Here is a 14,632-nt window from a genome sequence, read left to right on the forward strand (position 1 = left end):
GGAAATCCAGGGTCGGCGTGATCGAATACTAACCCCTGGCGTATCCGGAGTTACAACCGCCGCTTCTAGGCGAAGAGATGTGCGATAACCGGACGGATCTGTTCGACCGCGCGCTCGGTGGGGCCGGTGGGCTGGAACAGGTGGCTGAGGGCAAGGCGCACCAGGGTTTCGGTGCGGTCGGCCAGTTCGGTGTCGGACAGATCGGGGAGGCCGTACCGGGTGCGAAGAGTCAGCGCCACCGCCGCGACCGCGCGGCCGAGGACCGGTTCGGTTTCGGTCATCAGCGTCGGCAGCAGGGTGGTGTCCGCACCCGATCGTCCGGACAGCACGGCCTTGAGCAGGGTGTTGTCGGCTCCGGTGCGCAGCGTGTAGTCCACGGCGGCGGTGGCTCCCGCGACCGGATCGTCCGGATGCGCCGCCAGGCAGTCGGCGATGCCGACGAGGAAGGTGTCGACCTCCTGGCGGATGACCACATCGGCCAGATCCTGTTTGGTGCCGATCTCCTTGTAGAGGACCGGGCGGCTGACGCCGACCTCCTTGGCCACCCGCGACATGTTCACCGCGCCCCAGCCCTCGGTGACGACCAGGCGGCGCGCGGTGTCGAGCACGCGCTCGCGCAGGAGTTGGCGCATTTCGGTCTGGAAGTTCGCCGCTTCAGCCACGGGCCTGATCGTACATGAGCAGGTCGAGCGTTCGATCATTGACAGATGTATGTGATGTGTATGTAATGAATACACTTCGTCATGAAGTGTAAATAGGAGATCGACAATGACGACATCTCGACACCCCGAGTCCCTGGACGCGACCCCGCAGTGGCGCGATCGCAAGCGCTACCTCTGGCTGTTCGGCCTGGTCGCGCCGACCGCCATCTTCCTGGCCACCGGCTTCGTGTGGGCGTTCAATCAACTGGGCTGGCAGGCCGTATCCCCGCTGTGGTGGTGGATCGGCCCGGTGCTGGTCTACGTGCTGCTGCCGCTGCTGGACCGGTTCTTCGGCCCCGACGGGCAGAACCCGCCCGAGGAGGTGATGGCGCGGCTGGAGGCCGACCGGTACTACCGCTACTGCGTCTACGCCTACATTCCGTTCCAGCTGCTGAGCCTGGTGTTCGCGGCCTATCTGTGGACGGCCGACAACCTGTCGTGGCTGGGGATCGACGGCGGGCTGAGTCCGATCTCCAAGATCGGGCTGGCGCTGAGCATCGGCGTCATGGGTGGTGTCGGCATCAATACCGCGCACGAACTCGGCCACAAGAAGGACGAACTCGAGCGCTGGCTGTCCAAGATCACGCTCGCGCAGACCTTCTACGGCCACTTCTACATCGAGCACAACCGCGGCCACCACGTGCGGGTGGCGACTCCCGAGGATCCGGCCAGCGCCCGCTTCGCCGAATCGTTCTGGAGCTTCCTGCCGCGCAGCGTATGGGGCAGCCTGACCTCGTCGTGGGAGCTGGAGAAGACGCGACTGCGCCGACTCGGCAAGTCGCCGTGGACGATACGCAACGACGTGCTCAACGGCTGGCTCATGTCGGTGGCGCTGTGGGGTGCGCTGGCCGCCGTCTTCGGCCCGATGGTGCTGCCGTTCCTGGTGATCCAGGCCGTCTACGGGTTCTCCCTGCTGGAGACGGTGAACTATCTGGAGCACTACGGGCTGCTGCGGCAGCGGACCCCGTCCGGCCGCTACGAGCGCTGCACGCCGGAGCACAGCTGGAACTCCGACCACATCGTCACCAATATCTTCCTGTACCACCTGCAGCGGCACAGCGACCATCACGCCAATCCGACTCGGCGCTACCAGATTCTGCGCAGTATGGACGGCGCGCCCAATCTGCCCAGCGGTTACGCGAGCATGATCGGCCTGGCCTACTTCCCGCCGCTGTGGCGCAAGGTCATGGACCATCGGGTGCTCGCGCACTACGGCGGTGACATCACCCGCGCGAACATCCAGCCCGGCAAGCGCGAGCGCGTGCTGGCGCGGTACGGAGCGAGCTGATGTCCGCCTACCGCTGTCCCGTGTGCGAGTACGTCTACGACGAGGCCGCCGGCGCGCCCCGCGAGGGTTTTCCGGCCGGTACCCCGTGGTCCGCGGTGCCCGACGACTGGTGCTGCCCGGACTGCGGGGTGCGCGAAAAGATCGACTTCGAATCCCTTTCCACCCCAACAGGACCCGCCCATTAATAACGACTACAAACTCTTCCGCTGCATCCAGTGCGGTTTCGAATACGACGAGGCGCTGGGCTGGCCCGAGGACGGCATCGAACCCGGCACCCGCTGGGACGACATTCCCGAGGACTGGTCCTGCCCGGACTGCGGGGCGGCCAAGGCCGATTTCGAGATGGTCGAGGTCAGCCGCGCATGAGCGGACGCATCGTGATCGCCGGTGCGGGCGTGGCCGGGGCGACGGCGGCCAAAACCCTGCGCCGCGAGGGTTATTCGGGTGAGGTCGTGCTCGTCGGGGCCGAGTGCGGCCCGCCGTACCGGCGGCCGATGGTCTCCAAGGAGATACTCGCCGCGACCGCCGCCGAACCCCGCACGCTGCTGGAATCGGCGGATACCTGGCCCGCCCTGGAGATCGACCTGCGCACCGACACCGGCGTCGAGGCCATCGAACCCGACGCTGCCAAGGTGCGCCTGTCCGACGGCACCATGCTCGGCTACGACCGGTTGCTGCTGGCCACCGGCGCGCAGCCGCGCCGCCTGCCCGGTGCCGCGCGCAACGTGCACACCCTACGCGGTGTGGCCGATGTGAACCCGTTGCGCGCGGCCGCCTTCGACGGCGGTTCGCTGCTGATCGTCGGTGCCGGACTGATCGGCTGCGAGGTCGCCGCCACGCTCGCCGGGCTGGGCGTGCGCGTCACGGTGCTGCACGCCGGACCCACGCCGCTGGACCGGGTGGTCCCCGCGGTCGTCGGCGAGTACTACCGGCGGCTGCACGCCGATCACGGCGTCCGGATCCACACCGACGTCCTGCTCGACCGCCTCGACGACACCGACACCGGCGTGCTCGCCACCGCCGCCGACGGCCGAACCTGGTCGACCCCCACCGCCCTGGTCGCCATCGGCGCGACCCCGAACACCGATCTGGCCGCGGCCGCCGGGCTGGCCGTCGCCGACGGCATCCTGGTCGACGACCGCCACCGTACCTCCGTGCCCGGCATCTACGCCGCCGGTGACGCCGCCGCCCGCTTCGACCCGGCGCTCGGCACGCACCGCCGCGAGGAGCACTGGAACAGCGCCCAGTCGCAGGGGGCCGCAGCCGCGAAAGCCATGCTCGGCGTCGATCCGCCGCCCCTCGAGGCGGCCTGGGGCTGGTCGACACAGTACGGCGTGAACCTGCAATTCGCGGGCCGGTTCGACCGGGCCGAGGAGATCGTCGTCGACGGCAGCCTCGACCCCCCGAGCGTCCTGATCCAGGCCACGTGCGCCGACCGGCCGGTAGGCGTGGCCGCCATCGGCCGCGCCGCCGAATTCCGCTCGGCCCGAGCCCGACTCGCGGCCGGGCGGGAATCTGGAACGGGTGCGTCGCCCTGAGGGCGCTGGCGGGTTCCGCGCATCGCGCGAGGGACTCGCTTGTGCGCGGGACTCGCTTGTGCGCGGGACTGGCCTGTGCGCGGAACTCACCAGCGCGGGTGCGTCGTGGTGGCGGTGCTCGGGTTCTCCGCGGCAGGGACCGGATCACCAGGCCCTGATTCGCGACATCTCGGGGGATACCGGCCGCGTGGGTGCGAAAGAGTCGCTCAGGATTCGGCTTGCCGGATCTGCTTCGGCGTCAGCGCCGCTCGCAGTCGATCGACGATCACCTCGCGTGCCGCCCGGCCCTCCGGTGTCGGGGTGAGCGGGTAGACGTGCACCAGGCCGGGCTGTTCGTGGTAGTCGACCTCGACACCGGCCGCACGGGCCTTCGCTACCAGCAGCCGGGTATCGGGCACCAGGATGTCGTGGGTGCCGCAGAAGACGGTGAGCGGGCCGAGGCCGGACATCTCGCCCGCCAGCGGGCTGACGCGGGGGTCGGTGAAGGGCAGATCGCCGCGCCAGTGTTCGGTGAGCACGCGCGAGCCGTGGCGGCCCAGCCACGGATCGCGCGGCAGCACCGCGTCGATCTCCGGATTGCTCAGTGACAGTTCCAGGGCGGGGGAGATCAATACCGTGCGCGGGAGCACCACGTCGTGCTCGTCGCGCAGCAGCAGGGCGGTGGACAGGGCGATCTGGCCGCCCGCGGAATCCCCGGCCAGGCATACCTCGCCGTACTCGGAGCCTTTGTCCCGCACCAGTTTCGCGATGGCGGGGACGACCTGCCCGGCGGTGCCGTAGGGGATGAGCGGATAGATGGGCAGCACGACGGCGGCACCGGCGCGCGCCGCGATATCGGCGGCCAGCGCCCAGTGCTGGGACGCGATCTCGTTCACCCAGCCGCCGCCGTGGGCATACACCACGCAACCGTGCACGGTGCCGGACCGCGGCGTCAGCGTGTACACCGGCCACCCGGGCGCACGGTCCACCGTCACCGTCACATCCGCCCGCAGTCGACGCGGCGGACCGTAGGGCCGCGGCCGCAGGGTGCGCTCGCGAATGTGACGGCGAGCCCCCTCGGCGGTGCGAAAGGGGCGGTTGCGGCGGGTGACGCGCAGGAATCCGGGCAGGACCACGCGGCTGAGGAAACTCGGCTCCATCGATCGACCATACGTCTCGATCGCGCCGAACCTCCCGGTCGGTAGCCGCGCGGTTACTGTGGTGGCCGTCATGAAAGCGGGCAGTGATGTATTCCGCCAAACTTCGTGACGACTGACACGTCAGTCACCAAACTGTTATAGGGTCACGCCATCGGCTGTGGGGCCGAGCGATATCGACCAAGCAGTGGGGCTGTGGGGTGGTAAACATTGGTCGACAGGGCTTTTCGTGCACCGGAACCGTTGGTTCGGGAGGTGCTCGAATTCGTACTCTCGGGGCTGCGGACATTCGGTCGGACACTGCAACTGGCGGTGGCGGCCTTCCGGTGGCTGTTCATCGATATCGTCCGGCTGCGGCATCCGTGGCGAGATACCGTACAGCAGGGCTGGTTCATCGTCAGCGTGACGGCGATTCCCGCTGTGCTGGTGGCGATTCCGTTCGGCGTCATCGTCGCGGTGCAGGTCGGCAGCCTCACCCAGCAGGTGGGCGCGACCTCGGTATCGGGCGCGGCGGGCGGCCTGGGGGTGATCCGGCAGGGCGCGCCCATGGTGACCGCGCTGCTGCTCGGCGGCGCGGCCGGATCGGCCATCGCCTCGGATCTGGGGGCGCGCACCATTCGCGATGAGGTGGATGCCCTGCGCACCATGGGAATCGACCCGGTGCGCCGACTGGTCGCGCCGCGGCTGGCGGCCATGATCACGCTCACGCCGCTGCTGTGCATGCTCATCATCTTCATGGGCGTCTTCACCGGCTACGTCATCGCGGTCGGCTTCCAGGGCGTCACGCCCGGCAGCTACCTGTCCGCCTTCGCGGCCTTCGCCAAGATGAGCGATCTGGCGGTGGCCATCGTGAAGGCGGTCATCTTCGGCATCATCGTGCTCATCGTCTCCTGTCAACGCGGACTCGAGGCCACCCACGGACCCAAGGGCGTCGCCAATGCCGTGAACGCCGCCGTGGTGATCGGCGTGATCGCCGCCTTCGGCGTGAATCTGGTGATCACCCAGCTGGTGTCGATGTTCCTACCGCAGCAGGTGGGGTGAGATGACCCAGGCACCAGCTCGCTACCAACCGCTCGGCGCGGTCGGCCGCGCGGCCCGCAAATCCGTCGACGGGCCGAATTCGCTGTTCGAATCCCTCGGGCACCAGGCGACTTTCGTCTACCAGGTGCTGACCGCCATCCCGCACACGCTGCGGGTGTACCGGCGGCAGACCATGCTCATCCTCTCCGATATCACCTGGGGCTCCGGGGCGATCATCGTCGGCGGCGGCACCGTGGCGGTGCTGGCCTTCCTCGGCATCGCGGTCGGCGGCTCCATCGGGGTGGAGGGCTTCACCGCGCTGAACATGGTCGGCATGGGTCCGCTCACCGGATTCGTCTCCGCCTACGCCAATACCCGCGAGATGGCCCCCATGGTGGCGGCCATCGGGTTCGCCGCCCAGGCGGGCTGCCGGATGACGGCCGAGATCGGGGCCATGCGCATCTCGGAGGAGATCGACGCGCTGGAGGCCATCGGCATCCGGCCCATGTCCTTCGTGGTGACCACCCGCGTGATCGCCGGGGCCATCACCATCGTGCCGCTGCACCTGCTCACCCTCATCCTGTCGTATCTGTCCTGCGCGACGGTGGTGAATGTGCTGCACGGGCAGAGCTCGGGCACCTACTACCACTACTTCGACGCCTTCCTGCAACCCGGTGACGTGCTCGCATCACTGGTCAAGGCAACGGTTTTCGTGGTGGTCATCATTCTCATCCACGGCTATCAGGGCTTCTACGCCAGCGGCGGCCCGGAGGGGGTGGGCCGGGCCTCCGGCCGCGCCATCCGCGCCAGCCTGGTCGGCGTGGTGATCCTGGACATGATCATGACGATCGCGTTCTGGGGCCTGGATGTCGGCATCAGGATTTCGGGGTAGTCATGCCGGTATTCGTAGACCATTCCGGCCGCAGCGCCGGACGCTGGGCGCTGCGCCTGCGCGGACTCGTCGTGGCGGTCGTCATCGCGGTGGCGGCCACGGTCGTCACCACCTACGCCAAGGGTGGTTTCGCCGACCGGTTCGAACTCACCATCGACGCGGCCACCCTCGGCGAGGGGCTGGCCCCCGGGGCGGAGGTGAAGTTCCGCGGGCTGGCCATCGGCACCGTGCGCGCGGTGGAGACGGTCGGCTACGGCAAGCAGCGCATCGAGGTGGAACTCGACCGCGCCCAGGCGCGGGCGCTCACCGACGATGTGACCGCCCGCTTCACCTCGTCGAACGTGTTCGGTTCCAGCGCCATCGAATTGGTGACCACCGGCGACGGCGGCCCCTTGCGCGAGGGTGCGACCCTGTCCATCGGGGAGAACGCCGCCAACGCCACGGTCGCGGGGGTCTTCCGCCGCGCCGCCCGGCTCACCGCGGTGCTCGACTCCGACAGTGTGCGCAGGCTTTTCGATCTGCTGCTGGACAATGCCGACGCCATCGGCCCGACGCTGAGCTCGTTCTTCGAGACCGCGCGCATGATGGCCGACGGCCAGCGCGCGCCGCTGGCCCACTACCTCGCCATCGGCGCGGACATGACCGAGGCGTTCGCCGATCTCACCCCACCGGTGGGTCGGGCCGTCCTCCAGATCCTGGAGCAGAGCGCCTATTTCGGCGACGAGACCAACCGCGAACGCACCAACCAGGCCACCGACGGTGCGTACACCCAGGTGCTCGTCGGCATCGCGGAACTGCTCGACCGCAACAACCCCGATCTGGAACGGATTCTCGGAGCGGTGCTGGATCTGGCCGTGCCGATCAGCGTGTCGCTGGGCACCGTCGCCCCCGCCTATCACCGGATTCCCGCCCTGCTCGCCGCGGTGGACGGTGCGTTCCCGGTGGTGGACGGAAAGGTGCAGATGCAGTTGGAGCTGATCGTGGAGACCATGCCATACCTGGCCGATTCGCTGACAGGGGGCACGCGATGAACGGAATCGGCTCGGCCGCCGCGAAACTCGCGGTATTCCTGGTGATCGTCGCCGCCTGCACGGGATTCATCGTGACCGCGCTGCGCACCCCCGTTCCCGGCGACAAGGTCGTCTACCAGGCGGTGTTCACCGATGTCTCGGGCCTGTACGAGGGTGACTCGGTGCGCATGTCCGGCGTCGCGGTCGGGAAGGTGGAATCGGTGGACCTCGACCGGGATCGGGCCCGGGTACGTTTCACCGTCGACCGCACCCGGCCCGTCTACGACACCACCCAGGCCGCCGTGCGCTATCAGAACCTCATCGGCCAGCGGTACGTGGAACTGCTCACCGAGCGTCCGAGCGCCGTGAAACTGCCCGCGGGCGGTGTGATTCCGGTGGAACGCACCATTCCCAGCTTCGATGTGTCCAAGCTGTTCAACGGTTTCAAACCGCTGTTCGACACCCTGGAGCCCGAGCAGCTCAACCAGTTCGGCACCAATCTGCTGCGAGTGATCCAGGGCGACGGCTCCGGAATCGGCCCGGTACTCGCCGATCTGGACCGGATCACCGCGCACGCCCGCGACAGCGAGGCGGTGATCGTGCTGCTCATCCAGAACCTCGGGGTGGTGTCGCAGGAGATCGGCGGCAAATCCGACGCCGTGGGGGCGCTGGTCGACCAGCTCTCGGAGATCCTGCGCCAGTTCACCGATCGGATGCAGGGCGTCATCGCCGCCATCGAGAAGGGGGACCGCGTGCTGACCCCGCTCATTCCGATCCTGGAGGAGGGCCGGGACGCCTACGACGTGGCCTACGGGCCGATCGACGGACTGCTGCGTCGGCTGGTACCGCAGACCGAGACACTCACCCAACTGCTGGCACTCACCCCGGGCCTGGTGTCCGGGTTGAACAACGCGGTGCCCGGCGAGGGCTACCGCCCCCGGATCACCTGTTCGAGCGGGGAAGCGGTGGTGCCCGATATCGGCGGTGTGGTGCTCGGCAGTCAGAACCTGGTGGTGTGCGAGTGAAACGCTATATGGACATGGTCGCGGGGGTGCTCCGTGAACTGGTGACCGGGCGCGGCGATCAGCCGAGTCAATTGCGCTGGGGCGCGGCGGGAGTCGTGGTGTGCGCGATACTGCTGCTGATCGCGGGCGCGCTGTACGTGATACCGATCGGCGAGCGGACCTACACCGCCGACTTCCGGGTGTCCGGTGGCGCGCGCCCCGGGGACGAGGTGCGCGTCGCCGGGATCAATGTCGGTGAGGTGCGATCGGTGGAGTTGGTCGGCGACCACGTCGAGGTGCGGTTCGGGGTGGACCGCGCGGTGCGCGTGGGCGAGCTGGCCAGCGTCGAGGTGAAGATGCTGACCCCCATCGGCGGGCACTACCTCTCGCTCACACCGACCGGCGAGAAAGCATTGGGGGACAAGCATATTCCGCCGGAGCGCACCACCGTCCCGTTCGAACTCAGCGATATCCTCGACCACGCGACGCCCGTCATGGGCAAGATCGACGCGCAGACCCTGCGCGCCACCATGGCCGAGCTGAACACCGCGCTGACCGGCCAGCCGGACGCGCTGCGCGGCGTGATCGGCAATGCGGCCGAGCTGACCGACGTACTCGCCGACCGGTCCCGCCAGCTCGACACCGCCCTCCAGGTGTCGGACGAGTACATCGCCGCCATCGCCGCCGACAAGGCCATGCTGGCGGGTTTCGTGCAGCAGCTGGGCACGGTGGCCGACCAGCTCGGCAATCGAAAGGACCAGATCGTACGGGTCTTCGGTCTGATCAAGCGACTCTTCCTCATCCTGCACCGGCCGCTCATGGCCTACGGCGACACCCTGGAACCGCCCATCACCGAGATCGAGCAGATCTTCTCCAAGGTGATGGCCGATCCGAGCCGCATCGACACCGTGGTCGCCGGCATCCGGGAGGTCGTCGACAAACTCTCCGCCATGCTGGGCGTCCAGGTGGCGGTCGACCGGCCGGAGAACGGTGTGCGGGTGTGCGTTCCCTACGAAGGCAAGGCGTGCTGAATGAACTGGGGTAGAACAGCACTCGTGGCCGGGGCCGCCGCCGTGGCGGTGGCGACCGGTGTGGCGGGGGTGACATGGGTGAACTCGGTGCGCGCCGAGTCGGCACAGCGGGTCTGCGCCGACTTCACCGACACCGTGGGGCTGTACGAGGGCAACAGCGTGACCATGCTCGGCGTCGAGGTCGGCACGGTGTCGACCATCGAATCGCGCGGTGACCACATGCGCGTCACTATGACCGTGGACGGGGACGTGCGGTTGCCCGCCGATATCCAGGCGGTCACCATGTCCAGCTCCATCGTGACCGACCGGCACGTGGAACTGACCAAGCCGCACACCGGCGGGCCGGAATTCGACACCGCATCCTGTATTCCACTGGAGCGCACCAAGACTCCGGTGGGCATCAGCGAGGCCCTGGATGCCATGGGCCGCATCGCCGGGGACCTCACCGGTGGCGGCTCACCGGAGGACACCCTCATCGACCAGACCCTCACCGCCGCCGACGGCGCGCTGGCCGATACCGGCCAGCAGTGGAACCTGCTGTTGCGGGAGCTGTCACAGGTGGTCGGCGATCCCGGCCAGCGCGATGTGGTGTTCCGGCGGCTGGTGGAGAACCTCGACACCCTCACCACCATGTTCGTGAGCAACTGGCCCGATATGGCATTGCTGCTGGACAATCTGCGCCAGGGCATTCAGCTCCTCGGCGAGTTCTCCGCCGAGTTCGCCGGGGCGGTGGACCTCGCGGTGGAGTTCCTGCCGGTGATCGCCCGCAATGTCGGCAAATACGACGAGCAGGTGTACGCCCTGCTGGACCAGTATCTGCCACAGGTGAAACAGCTGATCAACAGCCAGGGCGATATCGGCGACCTGCTGTCGAAACTGCCGCCGCTGGCGGCGCAACTACCGCAGGCGGGTGCGCGATGACCCGTCGAACGCTGCGCCGGAGGCTGCTGCCCGCACTGGCGGCGGCCCTGGTGCTCACCCTGAGCGGCTGTGGCGTGCGCGCCACCGACATCCCCATTCCGGGCACCTATCCGAGCGGTGACACCTACACGGTGCGTATCGAATTCGGTTCGGTGCTCAACCTGCCCGATCGCGCCAAGGTCATCGCCGACGGCGTGGAGATCGGCATGCTCGACCGCATCGACCTGGTCGGCACCACCGCCGTGGCCACCGTGGAGCTGAAAACCGATGCGCGACTGCCCAAGACCACCACCGCGGAACTGCGGCAGAGCACCATCCTCGGCGATATCCACATCGCCCTGGAACCGCCGCGGGACAGCGAGGTCGCCTTCCTCCAGGACGGCGATGTCATCCCGGTGGGGCAGACCGTGCCCGCCACCAATGTGGAGGACATCCTGCGGGCGCTGTCCAATATCGTGACCGGCGGACGCTGGTCGGATATGCAACAGCTGGTCGCCGACGTGAACGCCGCCTTCCCGACCGATCCGGCCGAGATCGACCGCATCACCCGGGCGGGCCGGGCGGCGCTGACCGATCTGTCCTCGCACACCCCGGAACTGGACCGCATTCTGGTCGCGGCGCAGCAGATCACCGGGAAGCTGGAGTCCGGGCGGGCCGCGGTGGACCAGATCCTCACCCTGGGTCCCGATCGGGCCGCGGGACTGGCGGACGTGCTGTTCAATGTGGTGCGCCTGATCGCGGGTGCGGGCGTGCTGGCCGACGAGGCGGGGGAGCTGCTGCTGCCGCTCGCGGGCGACTTCCGCAGCATCGTGTCGATTCTGGCCCCGACGGCGCTGACCGTCGCCTACGCCGACATCACCGTGCCCGCGAACCTCGAGGCGTTCCACACGCTGTTGCGGGACAAGCTGATTCCGTTTCTGCACGCACCGGATGTCCACCTCCGCGGGGTGGATGCCCAGGCCGACGCCGACGAGCTGGTCACGGTGCTGCGTTCGATGGGGATGGTGCCGTGAAACTCTCACTCTCCGGACCGATGTCGCTGGTGCTGCTGCTGGTGCTCACGCTGGTGTGCGGCAGCTATATGGCCGTCGGCGTGCTGAACCTGGACCCGCGCCGCGACTCGTACGCCGTCACCGTGCTGGTGGACACCTCCGGCGGTCTCATGAAGACCTCCGAGGTCACGCTGCGCGGGATGCCCATCGGGCGCGTCCGCTCCATCGAGGCCACCTCCGTGGGGCTGGCGGTGCGGCTGGAATTCGATGCGCGCTATCGGATTCCGGTGGACAGCGAGGTGCGGGTCTCGAACCTGTCGGCGGCGGGGGAGCAGTTCCTCGACTTCCGGCCCACCGGCACCGCGGCCCCCTATCTGCGCGACGGCAGCATCGTGCCCGCCCGGCAGGTGCGCATCGCCACCACCGTCGGCGACGCCCTGGCCAAGTTGGACGCGCTGACCGCGCAGATCGACCCGCTGAAGCTGGAGCGGCTGGCCACCACCGTCGCCGCCGGATTCGAGGGCCGCGACGCCGACGTGGCGAATCTGACCCGGGCGCTCACCCTCACCGCGGGCATGCTGCGCGACAAACGCGACGCCATCGCCCGGCTCTACGCCAATGTGCAGACCCTCGGCGACAACTTCGACGGTCGCGCACCCACGCTCAGCGCCACCGCCGGCGATGTGACCGCGGCGCTGCCGGAACTGCTGCACATCATTCGTTCCTTCCAGGACTTCTCCTATGTCGGCGAGCACGTGTTCACCGACCCGATCGGGCCGCTGGTGCAGCGCATCGACGACTACATCGCCCTGCTGGGCCCGGATCTGGGCCATATCGCGACGGTCCTGAAACCGGCGACCAGCAGCATCAAACCCGTACGTGTGGACGCCGGTTCGATCATCGACCTGCTGGCGACCGTCTTCCCGGGCGACGGCGCCGCCCATGTGACCGTCGGTCCCCGTTGACCACTCGACACCGAGAGCAGAGGACACACCGTGAGTGATATCGACAAGACCCCCGAACCGACGGTGCGACTGGAGAAGACCGGCGCCGCGGCGCGACGGGCCGAAAGCCGGTCGGAGCCGCCGACCGCACTGCCCGCCAACGGCATCCGCCGCCTGCACTACCTGATCGGGGTGGCCGCCGCCGTCCTCGGCGTGCTGGCCGTCGCCTTCGGGGTGAGCTGGCAGCACGCCGCCGGGGACCTGAACGCCCTGCGCGACGATCAGGCCGATCGCGCCCGGGCGGCCGAGGTGGCCCGCGACTACACCCTGCGCTCGCTGACCTACGACTACCGGGAGCTGCCCGCCTTCTTCGACGCGGTGCGCCGCGATGCCTCGGCGGGCCTGACCCAGCGCTACGACGACGTGCACGACACGCTCGCCACCATCATGACCGAGGCGCAGGTGGTCGCCACCGGGAACGTGCTCGGCACCTCGGTGGAGGCCACCGGCAACGATCAGTTCGTGGTCACGGTCTTCGCCACCCAGCGCACCCAGAACGTGCAGCAGCCCGAGCCGGTGACCAAGCCGAACCTGCTCACCGTGACCGTCGCCGAGTACGACGGCACCTGGCAGGTCGTCGATTACGGGCCCAAGGACACCGTGGTCAAGGACGGGACCGCGAAATAGTTCCGCGCCGCGGCCGACCGCCGCAGTCGGGACTCCCACTGCGGCGGCGTCGGCAGATAGTCGAAGCCGCCTACGCGGTGTTCTCCGCCCGGGGATACGAGGCGACCACCGTGTCCGCGATCGCCGCGCAGGCCGGGATCGCCCAGGGCACGGTGTACCGCTACTTCCACAGCAAACGCGAGATCCTGGACCACGTCCTCGATTTCGGCGTCGACAAGCTCATGGAGGCATGGCAGCCGCAGACCTTCATCGGGGTGGCGGGCAGCGCCGTCGAACTCATCGACGGCGTGCGGGCGGGCGCGGACCGGCTGCACGACCTCGTCGAGCGGGAGCCGGAACTGCTGCGGCTGCTGCTGGTCGAAGCCAGTGCCGTCGATCCCGAACTGGCGCGGCGGCTGCTGGGATTGGAGGCGATGGTGGCGGCCTGGGTGGCCGGGGAGCTCCAGCGCGGCATGGACGGGGGTTGGTTGCGTCCCGATATCGACGCCGACGTGCTCTCGCACACCATCGTCATGCTCATTCTGCCGGATGTGGTGCGCGAACTCCTCGGCACCGGAACACCGCGCGTGCGCAAGCAGAGCACGGATATGGTGCTGATCATGGTGGAGAAGGCGCTGCGGGTCCGGGCGGTCGACGGATGAGCGCGGACCGGCCCGGCCCCGCCGCCCACTCCGCCCGTCGCCGCGCCGAACTGGTGAACGCGGCCTACGCGCTGGTCACCAGCCGGGGTTACCGCACCATCGGCGTGGACGATATCGCGAGTCTGGCGGGCGTCAGCCACGGCACCTTCTACAACTACTTCGCCAACAAGCGCGACATCCTGGACGCGGTCATCGACCACTGCTTCGCGGTGATCCGGGAGCGCCTGATGGGTGACGAGCCGACGCCCGCCACCCTCGACGAATTCCGTGCCCGCTACGGCCGCATCGTCGACCGCTGCTACGACCTGGTGGCGAGCGAACCCGGGCTGGTGAACTTCCTCCTGCTGGAAGCGAGTTCGATCGACGACCGGGTGCTCGACCGGATCATGCGCAATGCGCAGACCGACGGCGACACCGCGGCGCGGGAGATGGAATACGGCATCGCCCACGGCTATCTGGACGACCGGCTGGACACCCGCGTCGGCGGTGAGGTGCTGGTGTCGGTGCTCATGTCGGCGCTGCTGACCGCGGTGCAGGGGGAACGGCACGGCCTGACCCGCGACCGGGTACGCACACAGCTCACCGACTTCCTCGCCACGGCATTGGGAGCCGAGGCGGCAGGGCTGGGAGCCGAGGTGGCAGGGCCGGAAGCCGAGGCGGCAGGGCCGGAAGCCCACACCACGGGGCTGGAGGTCGAGACCACGGTGCGGAAAGCCGGGCGGCTGGAGGTAGAGACCGCGGGGCTGGGAGCCAAGACCGCGGGGCTGGAGGGCGAGACCGCGGGGCTGGGAGCCGAGAGCGCGGGGCCGTGAGCCGTGACCTCCGCG

Annotated in this window: 17 protein-coding genes; 15 read left to right on the top strand and 2 right to left on the bottom strand. The window is 68.7% G+C overall.

The window, feature by feature from the left end; all coding sequences use genetic code 11:
• Positions 1-65: 65 nt before the first annotated feature.
• On the bottom strand, positions 66-662 hold the full coding sequence (locus FOH10_RS11245) for a TetR/AcrR family transcriptional regulator (protein WP_029932336.1): 597 nt from the start codon (positions 660-662) through the stop codon (positions 66-68).
• A 106-nt stretch (positions 663-768) separates the two neighbouring features.
• Here FOH10_RS11245 and FOH10_RS11250 point away from each other — a divergent pair, with 106 nt between their 5' ends.
• From FOH10_RS11250 to FOH10_RS11265, 4 genes are read left to right on the top strand one after another with little or no spacing between them, the layout of a single operon-like run.
• A complete protein-coding gene (locus FOH10_RS11250) occupies positions 769-1,989 on the top strand; it encodes an alkane 1-monooxygenase (RefSeq protein ID WP_143980666.1) in 1,221 nt (406 codons plus the stop codon).
• Complete coding sequence (locus tag FOH10_RS11255; RefSeq protein WP_143980667.1) at positions 1,989-2,174, top strand: rubredoxin; 186 nt, start codon at positions 1,989-1,991, stop codon at positions 2,172-2,174. Before FOH10_RS11250 ends, FOH10_RS11255 begins: the two co-directional genes overlap by 1 nt.
• The gene (locus FOH10_RS11260) at positions 2,170-2,355 is read left to right on the top strand and encodes a rubredoxin (protein WP_029932338.1); all 186 of its coding nucleotides are present in this window, start codon (positions 2,170-2,172) and stop codon (positions 2,353-2,355) included. Before FOH10_RS11255 ends, FOH10_RS11260 begins: the two co-directional genes overlap by 5 nt.
• Positions 2,352-3,527, top strand: a complete 1,176-nt coding sequence (locus FOH10_RS11265) for an NAD(P)/FAD-dependent oxidoreductase (protein WP_143980668.1) — start codon at positions 2,352-2,354, stop codon at positions 3,525-3,527. Before FOH10_RS11260 ends, FOH10_RS11265 begins: the two co-directional genes overlap by 4 nt.
• A gap of 206 nt (positions 3,528-3,733) precedes the next feature.
• On the opposite strand, the gene FOH10_RS11270 is transcribed toward FOH10_RS11265, so the two are convergent.
• Entirely contained in the window at positions 3,734-4,666 is a 933-nt protein-coding gene (locus FOH10_RS11270; RefSeq protein WP_143980669.1) for an alpha/beta hydrolase fold domain-containing protein, read from the bottom strand.
• Between the two features lie 207 nt (positions 4,667-4,873).
• On the opposite strand from FOH10_RS11270, the gene FOH10_RS11275 reads away from it, so the two are divergent.
• From FOH10_RS11275 to FOH10_RS11325, 11 genes are all read left to right on the top strand, one after another.
• Positions 4,874-5,704: an MlaE family ABC transporter permease gene (locus FOH10_RS11275; RefSeq protein WP_029932341.1), complete on the top strand. Its 831-nt coding sequence runs from the start codon at positions 4,874-4,876 to the stop codon at positions 5,702-5,704.
• Between the two features lies 1 nt (position 5,705).
• On the top strand, positions 5,706-6,575 hold the full coding sequence (locus tag FOH10_RS11280; protein WP_029932342.1) for an MlaE family ABC transporter permease: 870 nt from the start codon (positions 5,706-5,708) through the stop codon (positions 6,573-6,575).
• Positions 6,576-6,577: 2 nt separating this feature from the next.
• The gene (locus FOH10_RS11285) at positions 6,578-7,606 is read left to right on the top strand and encodes an MlaD family protein (RefSeq protein WP_143980670.1); all 1,029 of its coding nucleotides are present in this window, start codon (positions 6,578-6,580) and stop codon (positions 7,604-7,606) included.
• A complete protein-coding gene (locus FOH10_RS11290) occupies positions 7,603-8,610 on the top strand; it encodes an MCE family protein (protein WP_029932344.1) in 1,008 nt (335 codons plus the stop codon). Before FOH10_RS11285 ends, FOH10_RS11290 begins: the two co-directional genes overlap by 4 nt.
• Positions 8,607-9,620, top strand: coding sequence for an MCE family protein (locus tag FOH10_RS11295; RefSeq protein ID WP_244961882.1), 1,014 nt, complete (start codon positions 8,607-8,609; stop codon positions 9,618-9,620). Before FOH10_RS11290 ends, FOH10_RS11295 begins: the two co-directional genes overlap by 4 nt.
• On the top strand, positions 9,621-10,541 hold the full coding sequence (locus tag FOH10_RS11300; protein WP_081872961.1) for an MCE family protein: 921 nt from the start codon (positions 9,621-9,623) through the stop codon (positions 10,539-10,541).
• A complete protein-coding gene (locus tag FOH10_RS11305; RefSeq protein WP_143980671.1) occupies positions 10,538-11,554 on the top strand; it encodes an MlaD family protein in 1,017 nt (338 codons plus the stop codon). Before FOH10_RS11300 ends, FOH10_RS11305 begins: the two co-directional genes overlap by 4 nt.
• Positions 11,551-12,498: an MlaD family protein gene (locus tag FOH10_RS11310; protein ID WP_052373733.1), complete on the top strand. Its 948-nt coding sequence runs from the start codon at positions 11,551-11,553 to the stop codon at positions 12,496-12,498. Before FOH10_RS11305 ends, FOH10_RS11310 begins: the two co-directional genes overlap by 4 nt.
• A 30-nt stretch (positions 12,499-12,528) precedes the next feature.
• On the top strand, positions 12,529-13,164 hold the full coding sequence (locus FOH10_RS11315) for a hypothetical protein (RefSeq protein WP_143980672.1): 636 nt from the start codon (positions 12,529-12,531) through the stop codon (positions 13,162-13,164).
• Positions 13,165-13,274: 110 nt separating this feature from the next.
• On the top strand, positions 13,275-13,805 hold the full coding sequence (locus FOH10_RS11320; protein ID WP_143980673.1) for a TetR/AcrR family transcriptional regulator: 531 nt from the start codon (positions 13,275-13,277) through the stop codon (positions 13,803-13,805).
• Entirely contained in the window at positions 13,802-14,617 is an 816-nt protein-coding gene (locus tag FOH10_RS11325; RefSeq protein WP_143980674.1) for a TetR/AcrR family transcriptional regulator, read from the top strand. The genes FOH10_RS11320 and FOH10_RS11325 overlap by 4 nt, the downstream gene beginning before the upstream one ends.
• The last annotated feature ends 15 nt before the right edge of the window (positions 14,618-14,632 follow it).

Source organism: Nocardia otitidiscaviarum (genome assembly GCF_007362295.1).
Taxonomy (GTDB): Bacteria; Actinomycetota; Actinomycetes; order Mycobacteriales; family Mycobacteriaceae; genus Nocardia; species Nocardia otitidiscaviarum.